Genomic DNA, 14,915 nt, shown 5'->3' on the forward strand with positions numbered 1-14,915 from the left:
CTTTCATGATCAAGACCGATTCCGCCGCCTGGCTGCTCAAGCCCGAGACCATCGCCAAGCACGACCGCGGCGGTGGCGCCGCCACCATGCCGCTGGTGACCGCGGGCCTGGGGGCGCGCAATTTCATCAACGGCTACACCGAATTCCAGGGTGGAGCGCAGATTCCCTTCCATTACCACAATTGCGAAGAGAGCGTGATGCTGGTGGAGGGCCGGGCGATCTTCGATATCGACGGCCAGGAGTTCACCGTCGCGCCTCAGGACGTGACCTACATTCCGGCTGGCGTGCCTCATCGCTTTCGCAATGCCTCGGCCACCGAGCCCATGAAGATTCTCTGGATCTATGGCTCTGCTGAGGCCACACGCACCCTGGTGGAAACGGGCGAAACGCGCCCGATCGCCGCCGAACACCGTACCTAGTTCCAGGAGCTACTCATGCCGGAAGTCGTCGTTCATGCGGTCAAGGGCCGCAGTGCCGAACAGAAGAAACTGCTGATGAAACGCATCACCGAGGCGGTGGTGGATAGCTTCGGCGTACCCGCTGACCGGGTAGTGGTACAGATCGTCGAGGCCGAGCCGGAAGACAAGGCCCGCGGCGGCGTGCCTTACAGCGAGCGCTGAGACGGGCGCTGGCGAGCGTTCGCCAGGCGCGAACGCCTCGTTGGCCAAAGGTCAATTTTCGCTGGGGAGCAGGTTGCCTAAGGTGACGCAAGCGGGTCGGACGGTCGCCTTGGCGCGGACGTCGGACCCTTCCAGTCGGTGCCAGGAGAGCCCCTATGTACGCCTATGTCGGCAGCCGAACCACCCGTGCCCGCCAGGCCCGCGGGGAGGGCATCAGCGTTTACCGGGTCACGCCCGCAGGCGCGCTGGAACTCGTCCAGGTGGTCGGTGACCTGATCAATCCGTCCTACCTGACCCTCAATCGGGCGGGTGACCGTCTCTATACGGTGCATGGCGACGAGCAGGCGGTCAGCGCCTTCGCCGTCGACCGCCAGACCGGGCATCTGGCCTTCCTCAATCGGCAGGACACCGGCGGCCGCAATCCGGTCCACCTGGCACTGGCCCCGGATGATCGCCATCTGGTGGTGAGCAATCACCTTGGCCGCAGTCTCGCCGTTCTACCGGTATCGGCGGATGGCCGCCTGGAGCCTCTGGTCCAGCTGCTGGAGTTGCAGGGCGAACCCGGGCCGCACCGCCAGGAACAGCCCCATGCCAAGCCGCACTGCAATCCTTTCGACCCCAGTGGCCGCTTCGTACTGGTGCCGGACAAGGGGCTGGACCGGATCTTCAGCTTCGCCTTTCACGACGGACGCCTGGTGCCGGTAGCCGAGGTGGCGACCCGCGAAGGCGCGGGGCCGCGGCATCTGGTCTGCCATCCGCACCTGCCGCGGGCCTATGTGGTCAACGAGCTGGATTCGACCCTCACCTCCTATGCCTTTGCTGCCCGCTCCGGTGTCCTCGAGCCCCTGGCCATCCACTCGACGCTGCCGGCCAGCTTCACCGGCAACAGCCGCGCGGCGGCCATCGAACTGGATCGCAGCGGGCGTCTGCTCTACACCACCAATCGCGGCCACGACAGCCTGATGGTCTTCACGCTGGATCCCCAGAGCGGGCTGCCAACGCCGCTCGGCAGCCTGGCGAGCGGTGGCCGCACGCCACGTGCCTTCGCCCTGGCGCCGGATGGCCGCCAGCTATTCGCCCTCAACGAAGACAGCGACAGCATCGTCACCTTCCTGGTCGACGAGACCCGCGGAATCCTCGAACCCACCGGCACGGCGGTGCGCTGCGGCAGCCCGGTGTGCCTGGTCTTCAGCCCCTGAAGGCCGCTGCTCCGCCGCGTCCTACAACAACAAGATCGGCCGCCTCGTCGGCGGCCCTGTGAGGCCACCATGAATACCATCCCCGCGACCCGGGAGCAGGCCATCATCCGCAAGGTGACCTGGCGCATTATTCCCTTCGTCTTTCTGCTCTACATCGTCTCCTATCTGGATCGCGCCAACATCGGCTACGCGGCGTTGCAGATGAACGCCGAGCTGGCCCTGTCCAGCGAAGTCTTCGGCTTCGTTTCGGGCATCTTCTTCATCGGCTACTTCCTGTTCGAGGTGCCGAGCAACCTCCTGCTCGATCGCTTTGGCGCGCGGGTGTGGATCGCGCGCATCCTGGTCACCTGGGGGGTGATCGCCGCGGCCACGGCCTTCGCCCAGACCGCGATGCACCTCTATATCCTGCGCTTTCTGCTGGGGGTGGCCGAGGCGGGTTTCTTTCCCGGAATCATCGTCTATCTGACCTACTGGTTTCGCTCACGCGAACTGGCCACCACGGTGGCACTCTTCACCGCGGCGATCCCGGTGTCCTACGTCATCGGCGCGCCGCTCTCGACCTGGATCATGGACAACGTCCATTGGTTGGGCTGGAGTGGTTGGCGCTGGATGCTGTTTCTCGAAGGCATCCCGGCGGTGTTCCTCGGTGTGCTGTGCTATCTCTATCTCACCGATCGGCCCGAACAGGCACGCTGGCTGGCAGATGAAGAAAAGGTCTGGCTGCTCGCCGAGCTGGAGCGTGATCGGCAGGCGCGCAAGGACGTCAGGCATTTCGGCGCGCTCAAGGCCATGAGCAATCCCAAGGTGCTCTACCTGGCCTTCATCTACTTCGTCTACCAGTGCGGCAGCCTAGGTGTGGGTTACTGGATGCCGCAGATCATCAAGGGCTTCTCCTCCGCGCTGAGCCATACCCAGATCGGTCTGATCGCCACCATTCCCTATATCGTCGCCACCCTGGTGATGATCGCCTGGTCGCGACGTTCGGATCGCCACGGCGAACGGCGTCTGCACTCGGCCTTACCGCTGGCGGTCGCGGCGGTGGCGCTGGTAGGGGCCGGACTGGTGCGCGATCCTTACCTGGCGATCGGCTTGATCAGCCTGGCGCTGGCCGGTCTGTACAGCTTCAAGTCGCCGTTCTGGGCGCTGCCGACGCTGTTTCTCAGCCGCTCCACGGCCGCGGTATCCATCGCCGTGATCAATTCCATTGGCAACCTGGGCGGCTTTGTCGGACCCTTCATGATCGGCATGGTGAAGGGCAATACCCAGAGCGCCTCGGCGGGCCTGCTGTTTCTCAGTGCGCTGCTGGCGATTGCCTTCATCATGACCCTGCTGATCCGTCTCGACCGTGGCGACGACAATACCCGCGCCGCTGCGGCCACCACCTGACCTCCAAGGAGTTCTCCCATGACCCCCAGCTCAGCGGTACTCGCGGACCTCGCCCCCCAGGGCGCGCTACGGACGGCGATCAACTACGGCAATCCGGTGCTGGCGCAGCGCGGCGCCGATGGCCAGCCGGCCGGGGTCTCCGCGGCCCTGGCCCGCGCCCTGGCCGAGCGCCTGGGCATGCCCGTACAGTTCAGCACCTACGACGCCGCCGGCAAGGTCTTCGCCGCCCTCGAAGAAGACGCCTGGGACCTGGCCTTCCTGGCCATCGAACCGGTACGGGCGGCGCAGATCGACTTCAGCCATCCCTACGTCATCATCGAGGGCACCTATCTGCTGCGGGACGCCGATCCCGCCCAGGGCGTCGCCGAGCTGGACCGGGCCGGCCGCCGTATCGCCGTGGGGCAGGGGGCCGCCTACGACCTCTATCTGAGCCGTACCCTGATGCAGGCCGAGCTGGTGCGGGCGCCGACCTCCGCGGCCGCCGTGGACTGGTTCGTCGACCAGGGCCTGGACGCCGCTGCCGGCGTGCGCCAACCGCTGGAGGCCTATGCCCGGGCTCACGCCGGCTACCGGGTGCTGGCCGACAGCTTCACCGAAATCCGTCAGGCCATGGCCGTGCCAAAGGGGCGCAGCGCTGGTGCGGCCTTCGTCCGGGATTTTCTCGACGAGCAGATCCGCAACGGCTTCGTCGCCCGCGAGCTGGCCGCCAGCGGTCAGTCCGAGGCACGAGTGGGACCGGCACTGGGCAGCTGACAGCATCTGGACCGGGCTGCGGGCAAAGACCGCAGCCCTCTCCTTGGCGCTCGCCACCCGTCCGGCAGCGCTACGCCGTCGCAGCCGGCGCTATGGCGATTCCCTGGTCACCGGCTCGGCCGAGCGTGCGCACCAGCGCCGATACAGCGGCTCTGCCACTGCCATCACCACCACCAGACGCAGGATCTGCATGGCGGTAACGGTGCCCACGCCCAGCCCCAGGGCCTCCGCCGTCAGGTACATCTCGGTGGTGCTGCCCGGCGTCATGCCCAGGCCCAGCGTGGTGAAGGGCAGGGCGAATACCTGGGCCAGCAGCCAGGCGATCAGGAAGGTGGCGGCCAGGCAGAGCAGGGTGTAGAGGGTTGCCAGCAGCAGAAAGCGCGGCGAGCGGCGAAAGAAGGCGCGGTCGAAGTGGCACCCCAGGGTGACGCCGATGAGCACCTGGGCCAGATGGCTCAGCGTCGGCGGCAGGCTGGTGACCAGGCCGCTGGAGGCAGTGACCAGGCAGCACAGGGCCAGGGGGCCGAACATCCAGGGATTGGGCCAGCCGCGGCGCTTCCAGGCCAGGGCCGCCACCAGGCCCGCCGCCAGCAGCGGTGCCAGCCAGCGCCAGTCCGGCGGTGGTGGGACATGGGCGGCCTGGGCGATACCCGGCACGCCCCAGAGCATGGCGGGCGGCACCACCAGCACGATGATCACCAGCCGCAGGGTATGGGCGGCGGCGACCTTGGGGGCATCGGCGCCATGGCGTTCGGCCAGATTGATCATCTCGGCGAAGTTGGCTGGCATGAAGGCGAAAAACGCCGTCTTGCGTTCCGTGCCCAGGCGCTGCACGGCGGTGATACCCACCAGCGCCAGCAGTAGCGTGGCAACCGCTGCCAAGGCCATCAGCGGCAGGTGCCTGACGACCTCGGTCAGTACCGCCGGGGTGAAGTGCAGACCAATGGCCGTGGCGATCAGCCATTGGCCCGTGGGGCGGCCGTGGGGAATGGCGGTGATGCGCCAGCCCAGGCAGCGGCAGAGGGTCACGGCGATCAGGGCGCCGGTGATCCAGGGCAACGGCCAGTGCACCAGGCTGGCGAGCCAGCCGCCGAGCAAGCCGACGAAGGGGGTGGGCCACCAGGGGCAAGGGGCGAAGCGGGAAGTCGACATGGCGTTGTACAGGGATCCGGTTGCAGGGTTCAGGAGCGCAGATGACCGACAAAGGCCTTGGCTACCGGTGACAGCGCGCTATAGCGCCGCACCACTACGACGATGGCGCGGCTGGCCCAGGCTTCGTCCAGTTCCAGGGCCACCAGTTTCATCGGCTTGAGATAGGGCCGCACGATGGACTCGGGCAGTACGCACAGGCCCAGGCGAATCGCCGCCAGCCGGCACATGGCCTCGAAGCTGCTGATGCGCACTCGTTGACGGATGCCGCGCTGGAGCAGCGCTGCCTGGCGCGAGAGCAGGGCGTTCATCGAGCTTTCCACGTGGGGGCCGATGAATTCGTGGTCCAGGGTCTCGGCGAAGCTTACCCGGTCACGCCCGGCCAGGGGGTGATCCGCAGCGGCGATCACCACCAGTCGCTCGCGGCGATAGGCGAAGGTCTCCAGGTCCAGGGCGGCGGTATCGGCCGCGACGATGCCCACGTCCGCCCGGCCTTCCGCCACCGCCTGGACGATGCTGCCGCCCACCCGCTCCTCGATGTCGAAATCGACCCGCGGATAGAGGCCCATGAAGCTGGCGAGATCGGGGGTCAGGTGGTTGGTCAGCGCCGAGGTGATGGCTTGCAGGCGGATATGGCCGGTGGCGCCGCTGCCGTGCTCGTTGAGCTCCAGCTGCATGAGTCGCAGATCGCCATGCACCCGCTCCACATAATGCAGCATGGTCTCGCCGGCCGGGGTGAGTCCCATACCACGGGCGTGCCGAATGAACAGTGGCACCCCGACCTGGTCTTCCAGTTCGCTGATTCTCTTGCTCACGGCGGAGACGGCCAGATGGCAGAGCCGCGCGGCGCGGGTGACGTTGCGCTCCTGTGCCACCGCCCGGAAGACGTTCAGGCTGACCAGGTCGTAGCGTGGCGCAGAGCCGCTCATGAGCGATCCTTGCAAGGGTCAGGGGGCGACGGCCAGGGCCCGTTCGAAGAAGTCCGGCGTGCCGAAATTGCCGGATTTGAGCGCCAGGGCGATGTCCCCCCGGGCGCCGCTGCCCAGCGTCCAGGGTACGCCCGGGGCGATGGGCGCACCGATACGCAGACTGTCAATGGCAAGCGCCTTGACCACTGCGCCCGAGGTCTCACCGCCGGCCACTACCAGCCGGGTCACACCGCATTCGTACAGGCCCTGGGCGATGCGGGCCAGGGCGTCTTCCACCAACTGGCCGGCGCGCTCCACGCCCAGCTGTGCCTGGGCCCTGCGCACCTCCGCGGGATCGGCGCTGCCATAGATGAGTACTGGCTCGGAAGGCAGCCGCGCTGCGGCCCACTCCAGGGCAGCGCTGACCTGATCCTCGCCTGCGGCCAGGGCCAGCGGATCGAGGCGGAAGCCAGGCCGGTGCTCTAGCCAGAGGGCCACCTGGCCACGGGTCGCGGTGGAACAGCTGCCCGACAACACGGCAGCCAGACCAGGCGCAGCCGGCAGGGCTGACGCTTCGGCATGGGCGGCCAGCAGGCCACGGCGACGGAAGTTGGCCGGCAGCCCCAGAGCCACGCCGGAACCGCCGGTGACGAGAGGATGATCCGCCACGGCTGCGCCTATGGCATGCAGGTCAGCGTTGTCGATGGCGTCGACGATGGCATGGCGGACGCCCTGCGTCTGGAGGTCGGCCAGAGCCGTGGCAATGGCTGCGCTGCCCTGGCGCACCTGGGGCAGGCGCACCAGGCCCACGGAATGGGACGTCTGCGCCTGCAGCACCCGCACCAGGTTGCTGTCGGTCATGGGCGTCAGCGGATGGTGGCGCATGCCCGACTCGGCCAGGGGCTGGTCGCCGACGAACAGCTGGCCGAGGTAGAGGGTCCGACCGTTTTCGGGGAAGGCGGGGCAGGCGATGCTCAGGCGAGCACCGAGGGCCTCGGCCAGGGCATCGGCGACCGGTCCGATGTTGCCGGCCGCGGTGGAATCGAAGGTGGAACAATACTTGAAGAAGAATTGCCGACATCCCAGCTCGCGCAGATAGGCCAGGGCTGCCAGGGACTGGGCGACCGCTTCGGCGGCGGGCAGGGTGCGGGTCTTGAGGGCGACCACCACGGCATCGGCGTCGCTGGGCAGCGGACGGTCCGGCACGCCCAGTACCTGAACGGTGCGCATGCCCTGGGCCACCAGGGTACTGGCGAGGTCGGTACCGCCGGTGAAGTCGTCGGCGATGCAGCCCAGGAGCGGCGTGGCCATGGTGATTCTCCTTGTTATTGTTAGGAATGACCGGGGCGCGCACGCCCCGGGAGACGCAGGTATGGCCTTAGCCGCGCAGGATCTGGGCCACCGCCTGGCCGAAGGCGGCGCAGCCCAGGCTGCCGCCCAGGTCGGCCGTCCGCTTGGCCGGATCTTCCAGCACCTTGTCCACCGCCTGGTCGATCGCCGCGGCCGCTTCCTGCAGCTTGGCGTTGCCGCGGTGCTCGCCCATCCAGTGCAGCATCATGCCGATGGACAGGATCATCGACACCGGATTGGCCTTGTCCTGGCCGGCGATGTCCGGTGCCGAGCCGTGCTGGGCCTGGGCGCAGCAGTGGATGTTGCTGGCCATGATCGAGCCGGCCAGGCCCAGGCTGCCGGAGAGTTCGCTGGCCAGGTCGCTGATGATGTCGCCATAGAAGTTGGTGGCCACCAGCACGTCGAAGCGCTCGGGATTGCGCACCAGGTGCGCGGTGGAGGCGTCCACCAGCAGGTCGTCCAGCTGCACCTCGGGGAATTCCTTGGCCACGTTACGCACGCATTCCAGGAACAGGCCGTCGGTCATGTGGAAGCTGTTGGCCTTGTGGATGGCGGTGACCTTGCGGCGGCGCTTCATGGCCAGCTCGAAGGCCTGGCGGGCGATGCGCTCACTGCAGTGGCGGGTGATCTTGCGGGTTGACAACGCCATGTCTGGAGAGGGCATCACCTCGCCCCAACCGCGGCTCATGTTGCGATCCGGATAGAAGCCTTCGGTGGCCTCGCGCATGATCACCAGGTCCATGCTCTTGCCTTCCTTCATGTTGGAGGCGAGGAACGGGCGGGTGCGTGCCGGGCGCACGTTGGCATAGAGATCGAGGCCGATGCGAAAACCGGCGGAGACGTTGCGACCGCCTTTCTCCGGTGCCGGGTAGTCGGCGTGGGACTGGGTGCCGAGGATCACGCCATCGTAGGTCTTGGCCTTTTCCAGGGTCTCGTCGCGCAGGGTGATGCCGTGCTTCTCCAGACTGGTGAAGCCGACGTCGTCGTAATCGAAGGTCAATCCCAGGCCGAACTTCTCGTTGGCGACGTCCAGCACGGACATCGACGCCTGGATGATTTCGGGACCGATACCGTCGCAGGGCAGGACCAGAATACGCATTGTTTTCTCCTTGTAGATTCTGCAGTGAAGTCGGCCTGGCGGGTGAGCAGGAAGGAGTCACGGCATCGCCAGAACGCTTTGTACTTTATGGCATCTAAAAACAATCCGTGCAACGGGTAGCGGACAAAAAAGCGCGCCTTGTCGCTCGTCGCGACCGTGCGGTTCGGTACCCGAGGCGGGCCCGGGCAAGCGAAGGATGGAAGGGGAGTGGCGCGGGAGCGCGGATCAGGCCGGCTGCTTTTCCGCGTCTTCTTCGGCGGCTTCCAGCTGGCGGTCCTGGGCGGCCTTGAGGCGGCTGACCACGTCCAGGTGCTGGTGCAGGAAGACTGCTGCCTCTTCGCGGCTGCCGCCTTCGAGCAGGTCGAGAATGTGCAGGTGCTCCTGGCTCTGGCCGATCTGCCGCGAGCGCTCGACGTTCGATCTGTAGGCCATGAAGCGGCGCAACTGATTCTGTCGGCGGATGGCTTCGAGCAGGAAGACGTTGCCCGAACAGCGCACGAGCAATTCGTGAAAGCTGGAGCCGATCTCGAACAACTGCGCGCGAGACAGGGTGAACAGCTCACCGTCCAGCAGCCGCTGCTGCCACTGGCGGGCCTGGGCGAAGGCCCGCTTGTCGATGCGATAGCCCGGTTCGCGCAGGGCGAAGGGCTCGATGGCCATGCGGAAGCGATAGCTCTGGATATGGGCTTCGCTGTCATGCAGGAAGGTATTGATCTCCCACCCCTGGCCAGGGCGGCGTTCGATCATGGCCTCGCTGGCCAGGCGGTTGAGCACCTTGAGCAACTGGCCGCGGGGAATCTGGTAGCGGCGCAGCAACTCGGCCTCGAAGAAGCTGCTGCGGATGTCGCCGCGCAGCATGTCGTCCACCACTCGCAGATAGAGCTCCTCGTAGGGATCGTCCTCGCTGGGCAGGGCCGCCTGCTCGATGGTGCTGGCATTACGGGTCAGGAAGAAGCCGCGATTGGGCTCCTTGCGCGCCAGGCCCAGTTCTTCGAGAAGGGCAAAACCGCGGCGCACCGGTGAGCGGGAAACGCCCAGTTCCTTGGCGAAGGCCTCTTCACGCAACGGATCACCGGCTTTCATCGAGCGGGCACGGGCAAGATCGATGATGCGCGGGGCGAGTTGTTCGGCGAGGTCTTTTTTCATCGGGATTCTTCTGGACAACGGATACCGGGTGGTGCGTGCCGGGCAGGACGGCTGGCCGGGTCTGGCGGATAGCCCGACGTTACCATAACCGCGGCTACCCGGAGCGGACGACGGCGCGGAAGGCGCCGTCGCCGAGGCCATCAGGTCGCCGAGTACAGTGGGAACAGGCCCAGTACCATGGAGACGGCCATAAGCAGGAAGCTCAGGGCGAACGCCCATTTCATGGTGTAGCGCTGGTGATCGCTGAACTCTACCCCGGCCAGGCCCACCAGCAGGTAGGTGGACGCTACCAGCGGACTGAGCAGGTGCACCGGCTGCCCGATGAGCGAGGCCCGGCCGATCTCCGCCGCGCCTATGCCGTAGGCCTCGGCGGCATGGGCCAGCACTGGCAGCACGCCGTAGTAGAAGGCGTCGTTGGACATGAAGAAGGTGCCGGGGATGCTCAGCAGCGCGGTGATGGGCGCCAGGTAGTTGCCCCAGCTCTCCGGCAAGGCCCAGAGCAGCGAACCGGACATCGCCTTGACCATGCCGGTCCCGGACAGGATGCCGGCGAAGATACCGGCGGCGATGAAGATCGAGATCTGCGTCAGGGCTGCGGGCGCATGGGCCGAGATGCGGCGGCGCTGTTCGTCCATCTGCCGGTAGTTGATGGTCAGCGCGATGCAGAAGGCGACCATGAACAGGATCGGCAGCGGCAGCAGTTCGATCACGAGGCAGGTCATCAGTGCCAAGGTGAGCAGGGCATTGAACCAGAACAGCTTGGGCCGGCGCAGCTCGGCGTTCTCATCGCTCAAGGTCAGCAGATCACCCATGTCTTCGTCCATGCCCGTCGCGCGTAACGGGTTGCTGCCTGGCGCCACCAGCAGGCCCAGGCGGCGCCGCTCCTGCAACCCCAGCCAGAAGGCCAGCGCCAATACCCCGATGAAGCTGACGATCATCGGCGGGATCAGCGGAATGAACAGCTGACTGGTTTCCACCTGCAGCGCCGCGGCGATCCGCGCCATGGGACCGCTCCAGGGCAGCAGGTTGGTAACGCTGGCAGCGAGGATGACCACGCAGGGCAGGATCAGTGGATTCAGCCGCAGTCGGCGGAACAGCGGCAGCATGGCGGTCAGGGTGATCATGTAGGTGGTGGAACCGTCACCGTCCAGCGACACCATGCCGGCCAGCAGCGTGGCGAAGAGCACGGCCTTCGCGGGATCGCCTTTGATCAGCTTGATGAAGGTGCGGATGATGGGATCGAACAGCCCGGTGTCGAACATCAGGCCGAAGTAGAGGATGGCAAACATCACCATGATGGCAGTGGGCGCGACCTTGCGCAGACCATCGATCATCATCGGGCCCATTTCGGGAGCGAAGCCGCCGATGATGGCGAAGACGATGGGGATGATGGTCAGGGCCACCAGCGGTGGCAGACGCTTGGTCATGATCAGCGCCATGAAGGTCACGATCATTCCAAAGCCAAGTAGAGAGAGCATCTGTATCTCCTGATTCCAAAATACAACTTTTGTTGTGGTTGTCGTTGTGGTCTGGTGACGGAGCGGCGATCAGCTCATGTGCAGCCCGCCGTTGAGGGAGAAGTCCGCGCCAGTGGCGAAGGCCGATTCGTCCGAGGCCAGCCAGGAACAGATCGAGGCGATCTCTTCCGGGGTACCCAGGCGGCGCATGGGGATCTCGTGAACGATGCGATCCATGAGTTCGGTGCGGGTCAGGGCCTTGAGTCGTGGCGTGGCGATGTAGCCGGGCGAGACGGTGTTGACGGTGACCCCACGCGCTGCCAGTTCCCTGGCCAGCGCCCGGGTGAAGCCACGGATCGCCGACTTGGCGGTGGAATAGTTGACCTGGCCGACCTGGCCAAGCTGGGCGTTGACCGAGGAAATATTGATGATCCGGCCCCAGCCGCGGGACGTCATGCCGTCGATCACCTGGCGGGTGACGTTGAACAGCGAATTGAGATTGGTATCGATGACGGTCTGCCAGTCGCCCGGCTGCATGTCGCGGAACACCACGTTGCAGGCGGTACCGGCATTGTTGACCAGCACATCGACCGGACCGACCTCGTCGCGAATCTTGGCGAAGGCGGCGCGGGTGGATTCCCAGTCAGCAACGTTCCCTTCGGCCGCGATGAAATCGAAGCCCAGCTTGCGTTGCTGTGCGAGCCAGTCGGTCTTGAGCGATGAGTCCGGGCCGCAGCCAGCGATGACGGTGAAGCCGTCCCGGGCCAGGCGTTGACAGACGGCGGTACCCAGACCGCCCATTCCGGCGGTGACGAAGGCGATGCGCTTGCTCATGTGTTGCTCTCCTGTTGTCGTTCTTGTCGGGCGTGAGCCGTGTTGGAAGCAAGGTACGTCGAACGTTATTGTCCTGTAAACACACAAGATACAATATTGTGGCTAGGATGCTGCTTCTGTGGCGTGGAAGCAGCATGGATCCGATGGGTCAGCTAGGCGTCAGGCCGGCGCCTCGCTCAGTGCCTTGCGGATGACGTAGGGCAGGATTCCGCCCTGGCGCAGGTAGAGAATCTCCTGGCTGGAATCCAATGGCAGTTCCAGAACGATGCTGTCCTGCCGGCCATCCGGGCGGGTGATGCTCAGGGTGATGGGATTGATACCCACCTGCAGTTCGTCGAGGCCGACGAAATCAAGGCGTTCTTCGCCGCTCAGGGCCAGCGCTTCGACGGTCAGGCCGGCCGGGAAACGGACCGGGAAGATGCCCATTCCGATCAGGTTGCTGCGGTGGATGCGCTCGAAGCTCTGCGCCACCACCAGCCGAACCCCCAGGGTGGCCTGGGCCTTGGCCGCCCAGTCGCGACTGGAGCCGGCGCCATAGTTGATGCCGGCGAACACCACCAGCGGCGTGCCTTGGCGGACCCAGCTGAGGGCGGCGTCGTACACCGGCAATACCTCGCCGTCGGCTGCCCGCGCCCAGCCGCCCTGGCCCGGATGCGCCGGCAGCAGGCGATTCTTCACCGCGCGGTTGACAAAGGCACCGCGCATCATCACCTCGTGATTGCTGCGCCGGGTGGAGTACTGGTTGAGGTCTTCCGGCAACTCGCCGTGGGCCACCAGCCACTGGCCGGCGGGGCTGTCCAGGGGAATAGCGCTGGCGGGCGAGATATGGTCGGTGGTGATGTTGTCGCCCAGCACCATCAGGGCCCGGGCACCGCGCAGGGCCAGCGATGTTGGCGGCTCCGGCGCGATACCTTCCAGATAGACCGGACGCCGCAGGTAGGTCGAGCTGGGCGACCAGGGAAAGCGTACGCTACCCTCGGCCGACAGCGCCTGCCAGTGATGGGTCCCATCCCAGAGGGTGGCGTTGCGCTGGCGGAACAGCTCCGGGCGCACTGTCTCGCGGACCAGCGCCTGGACCTCGTCGTCGTCCGGCATCAGGTCGCGCAGGTGGACCGGCTGACCGGCCTGATCCAGCCCCAGCACGGCCTGTTCGAGATCGACGTCGATACTGCCCGCCAGGGCGTAGGCGACCACCAGGGCCGGTGAGGCGAGGTAACCGAACTGCGCCTTGGGATTGACCCGCCCCTCGAAGTTGCGGTTACCGGACAGCACCACCACTGTCTTCAGGCCCTGGTCGGCGAAGGCCTCCATGTGGGATTCGAACTTGCCCGAGTTGCCGATGCAAGTCATGCAGCCGAAGCCGGCCAGGTCGAAACCGAGGGCCGCGAAGTCGCTCAGCAGATCGGCATCGCGCAGGTAGTCCGCCACCACCCGGGAGCCAGGGGAGAGCGAGGTCTTCACCCAGGGCTTGCGGGTGAGGCCACGTTCGCGCGCCCTTCGCGCCAGGAGACCTGCCTGGATCATCTGGCTCGGGTTGGCAGTGTTGGTGCAGCTGGTGATGGCGGCGATGGAAATGGCGCCATGGGTCAGCGGCTGGCCGAAGCTCGGCTCGAAGTAGTCCGCCGCCGGGGTGGAACGCGCGATCAGACCGACGTCCGCATCGACTGGCACCTCAGCCCGAAAGGAGTCTGCGGCTCTGGCCAGGGGCTGCCACTGGTGCGGCTGGTGCGGACCGGCCACGCTGGGCTCGATACTGGCGAGGTCCAGGTGGATGACCTCTGTGAACTGGGGTTCGGGGTCGTCGTCGTGACGCCAGAGGGTCTGGGCCTCCAGATAAGCGGCGACGCGCTCACGCAGCTCCGGCGTGCGGCCGGTGAGCTCGAGGTACTCCATGGTCACCGTATCGAAGGGGAAGAACACCACGGTCGCCCCGTATTCCGGTGCCATGTTGGACAGGGTGCCGCGTACGGCCCAACTCAGGCCCGACAGGCCCGGTCCGCAGAACTCGACGAACTTGCCTACCACGCCGCGCTGACGCAGCAACTGGGTGACTTTCAAGGAAAGGTCAGTGGCGGTCACCCCCGGACGCAGTGCGTTGGTCACGCGGATACCGATGACCTCGGGAAAGCTGATCGGTACCGGTTCGCCCAGCATGGCCGCCTGGCCTTCCAGACCGCCCACGCCCCAACCGAGGATGCCGATGGCGTTGATCATCGGCGTATGGCTGTCGGTAGCGACCATATCGTCCGGGTGCAGCAGTGGCTGGCCGTCGCTGGTCTCGCTTTCCCAGACCACGGTGCCGAGTGACTCCATGTTGACCTGGTGGATGATGCCGGTGCCCGGTGGGACCACCTTGAAGTTGTCCAGACTCTTCTGCGCCCATTTGATGAACTGGTAACGCTCGGTGTTGCGGCGGTAGTCGATGTCCAGATTGGCTTCCACCGCGTCCGGCTCGGCGAAGCGTTCGACGATCACCGAGTGGTCGATGGTGAGCACCGCCGGGATGCGTGGATTCATCCGACTCGGATCGCCGCCCAGTTCGGCCACCATGTCGCGCATGCCGGCGAAGTCGGCCAGGGCGGGCAGGCAGGTGGTGTCGTGGAACATCAGGCGGTTGGGTAGGAAGGGCGCTTCACACGGCGGGCCTTCACCACGGGCGCGGGCCAGCACTGGCGGTAGCGCCTCGGGAAAGCAGCGGGCGACGTTTTCCACCAGTAGGCGCAAGGAGTACGGCAGGCGCGCCAGGGTGTTGGCGTCAAACAGACGCTTGAGGTCGACATAGGCGTAATGCCGGTCGCCGAGGGTGAGCTGGCCGGCGTGGGCGGAATCCAGGGCAAACTTCATGGGCTATCCGGTCTGATTGGGGAAGGAAGGGGCAGGGGCATCCTAGGAGGGCTCGTCAGCCACCGAAATTGGTATCTGGCCAAGGCAGCGTTCTCCGTACACGAACGCAAGTTCTCAGGGCTTGGCAAATATTGTGCTGTGTTGATATAAAAGACAATATTGGCGACCTG

Annotated in this window: 13 protein-coding genes; 5 read left to right on the forward strand and 8 right to left on the reverse strand. The window is 66.0% G+C overall.

What is annotated here, in order from left to right; all coding sequences use genetic code 11:
* Positions 1-5: 5 nt before the first annotated feature.
* The 5 genes from ACUCV0_RS04650 (at position 6) to ACUCV0_RS04670 (ending at position 3,958) form a co-directional block, all read left to right on the forward strand.
* Positions 6-419: a cupin domain-containing protein gene (locus ACUCV0_RS04650; RefSeq protein ID WP_059314599.1), complete on the forward strand. Its 414-nt coding sequence runs from the start codon at positions 6-8 to the stop codon at positions 417-419.
* 15 nt (positions 420-434) lie between these two features.
* Positions 435-620, forward strand: coding sequence for a tautomerase family protein (locus ACUCV0_RS04655; protein WP_059314600.1), 186 nt, complete (start codon positions 435-437; stop codon positions 618-620).
* Positions 621-775: 155 nt separating this feature from the next.
* Positions 776-1,819 carry a lactonase family protein gene (locus tag ACUCV0_RS04660; RefSeq protein ID WP_313649249.1) on the forward strand — a complete coding sequence of 348 codons (1,044 nt, stop codon included), beginning with the start codon at positions 776-778 and terminating at the stop codon, positions 1,817-1,819.
* A gap of 69 nt (positions 1,820-1,888) precedes the next feature.
* On the forward strand, positions 1,889-3,205 hold the full coding sequence (locus ACUCV0_RS04665) for an MFS transporter (protein WP_313649248.1): 1,317 nt from the start codon (positions 1,889-1,891) through the stop codon (positions 3,203-3,205).
* Between the two features lie 18 nt (positions 3,206-3,223).
* A complete protein-coding gene (locus ACUCV0_RS04670) occupies positions 3,224-3,958 on the forward strand; it encodes a transporter substrate-binding domain-containing protein (protein WP_059314603.1) in 735 nt (244 codons plus the stop codon).
* A gap of 90 nt (positions 3,959-4,048) precedes the next feature.
* Here ACUCV0_RS04670 and ACUCV0_RS04675 read toward each other — a convergent pair whose 3' ends face one another.
* The 8 genes from ACUCV0_RS04675 to acnA all read right to left on the reverse strand — a co-directional run bounded on the left by ACUCV0_RS04675 (position 4,049) and on the right by acnA (position 14,745).
* The gene (locus ACUCV0_RS04675; RefSeq protein WP_482212126.1) at positions 4,049-5,110 is read right to left on the reverse strand and encodes an AbrB family transcriptional regulator; all 1,062 of its coding nucleotides are present in this window, start codon (positions 5,108-5,110) and stop codon (positions 4,049-4,051) included.
* Positions 5,111-5,139: 29 nt separating this feature from the next.
* Positions 5,140-6,036: a LysR family transcriptional regulator gene (locus ACUCV0_RS04680; RefSeq protein WP_059314605.1), complete on the reverse strand. Its 897-nt coding sequence runs from the start codon at positions 6,034-6,036 to the stop codon at positions 5,140-5,142.
* An 18-nt stretch (positions 6,037-6,054) separates the two neighbouring features.
* Positions 6,055-7,326, reverse strand: coding sequence for a 3-oxo-tetronate kinase (otnK, locus tag ACUCV0_RS04685; protein WP_482212127.1), 1,272 nt, complete (start codon positions 7,324-7,326; stop codon positions 6,055-6,057).
* Positions 7,327-7,393: 67 nt separating this feature from the next.
* Entirely contained in the window at positions 7,394-8,464 is a 1,071-nt protein-coding gene (locus tag ACUCV0_RS04690; RefSeq protein WP_482212128.1) for an isocitrate/isopropylmalate dehydrogenase family protein, read from the reverse strand.
* A gap of 225 nt (positions 8,465-8,689) precedes the next feature.
* Positions 8,690-9,610: a GntR family transcriptional regulator gene (locus ACUCV0_RS04695; protein WP_313649244.1), complete on the reverse strand. Its 921-nt coding sequence runs from the start codon at positions 9,608-9,610 to the stop codon at positions 8,690-8,692.
* A 140-nt stretch (positions 9,611-9,750) separates the two neighbouring features.
* The gene (locus ACUCV0_RS04700; RefSeq protein WP_059314609.1) at positions 9,751-11,088 is read right to left on the reverse strand and encodes a CitMHS family transporter; all 1,338 of its coding nucleotides are present in this window, start codon (positions 11,086-11,088) and stop codon (positions 9,751-9,753) included.
* A 69-nt stretch (positions 11,089-11,157) separates the two neighbouring features.
* On the reverse strand, positions 11,158-11,901 hold the full coding sequence (gene phbB, locus ACUCV0_RS04705; RefSeq protein WP_059314610.1) for an acetoacetyl-CoA reductase: 744 nt from the start codon (positions 11,899-11,901) through the stop codon (positions 11,158-11,160).
* A 159-nt stretch (positions 11,902-12,060) separates the two neighbouring features.
* Positions 12,061-14,745 (reverse strand): aconitate hydratase AcnA, encoded by a 2,685-nt coding sequence (acnA, locus tag ACUCV0_RS04710; RefSeq protein WP_482212129.1) that lies wholly within the window; start codon positions 14,743-14,745, stop codon positions 12,061-12,063.
* Between the last annotated feature and the right edge of the window lie 170 nt (positions 14,746-14,915).

Source organism: Pseudomonas sp. VMV1 (assembly GCF_056790235.1).